Here is a 1444-nt window from a genome sequence, read left to right on the forward strand (position 1 = left end):
ACCTTAATCACTAAAACCAACGCATAGTAAAAATGCCACGCGTTGCGAATCCCTCTTGAACAGTTTGTTAGGTATTGGACGTAAATAGTTCGTTTAAAGCAGTTAAACACGCCAAAACTTCGCTATATAACTGTCCTACTTTTAACGACTGAGTATCCTCACCAAAGTCTACCTCACTACCGTAACGAAGCATGTGTCTCTTGTAATATCTATTTAAAAATTCAAGCTCTAAAACGGCTCCCTTTGAAAGAGTAAATACGCTATTGGTTTTTTCTACCTCACAATACAACTTAGTGAGATCATGTCCGAACTTATCTTTTAACTTAGGTTCATAGAGTTCATAGTCTTGATTGAGAAGAACAGATTTAGCTATACACTCAATGCCCTGACATAGTAAATGGAAATAAACAAACCTGTCCCCACCATAAGCATTCACTAATCCCCCTGCCATAATAAAGCTACGACCCTTTACATACATTGGTACAGTTATTTGCATATAATCCTCGAAGATACCTAACGCCCTGTTAAGGTGTGAGCAACGCAATACCGAAGCTCCCGCATACCACCTTAAACACCAAACGCAACGCATAGCAAAAATGCCAAGCGTTGCGAATCACTCTTAAACAGATTGTTAGCTTACAATTAGGCTTACTAAAACTGATAGCCAAGCGAATAAACCCAAAACCGCAGGTAATATAGCAATCCGGAAAAATGTGTGATTAATCAACCAACTTAGCCAATATTTAATGCCAATATCATTAAGGTCGTCTTTGTCAAAATAGTGAACCACATGTTTGAGTTCCGAACATTGATTTGGGTCGACTTTGTTTTCAAGCTGAACTCGTAAGCATCTTTGAGAGCTATATCTTCCACAATCTGGATGGTAGTTAAACCATGATGATTTTGCTGATACACAAGACCAGTCTCTCATTTCAATGAAAGTTTGGTCTACATCACAAAATTTAGGACCTTCTTCTTTGATTCGCTCAATTAAAAGTTTGGTTAAAAATGTGCATAAATAGTTTTCTAGATCGTCTGCAAGCTCAACTTTAAGATCAGTTATCCAATTTTGATAGAACTCCCACAATAAATATGACAGATATGCGAATAACCCGAATCTAGTCAAAGTTGCCAAGTTATTGATAGTTACAACCCCTAAATTAACTTTTTCAATGCTCACTTGACCAAATACTACGCCGAGAGTAACAATTGAACATCCTAATAGAAGCTTGTTACTTTTATTGACACTATTCATTATAATAATCCACTATCGAAGTCCGTAACTTTATCTAAATAGAACCTCGATTACTATGCTGGTAAGCTAACGCCCTGTTAAGGGGTGAGCAACGCAATACCGAAGCGACCGCACACCACCTTAAACACAAAAATCAACGCATAGTGAAAATGCCACGCGTTGCGAATCCCTCTTGAACAGTTTGTTATG

General features: G+C 37.7%; 2 protein-coding genes. Both read right to left on the minus strand.

Annotated elements, in window-relative coordinates:
* Positions 1-67: 67 nt before the first annotated feature.
* Positions 68-496 (minus strand): hypothetical protein, encoded by a 429-nt coding sequence (locus KIV41_RS12955; RefSeq protein WP_285336635.1) that lies wholly within the window; start codon positions 494-496, stop codon positions 68-70.
* Positions 497-631: 135 nt separating this feature from the next.
* Complete coding sequence (locus tag KIV41_RS12965) at positions 632-1255, minus strand: hypothetical protein (RefSeq protein ID WP_285336634.1); 624 nt, start codon at positions 1253-1255, stop codon at positions 632-634.
* Between the last annotated feature and the right edge of the window lie 189 nt (positions 1256-1444).

The sequence above is a fragment of the Vibrio sp. D401a genome, assembly GCF_030248515.1.
Classification (GTDB): Bacteria; Pseudomonadota; Gammaproteobacteria; order Enterobacterales; family Vibrionaceae; genus Vibrio; species Vibrio rotiferianus.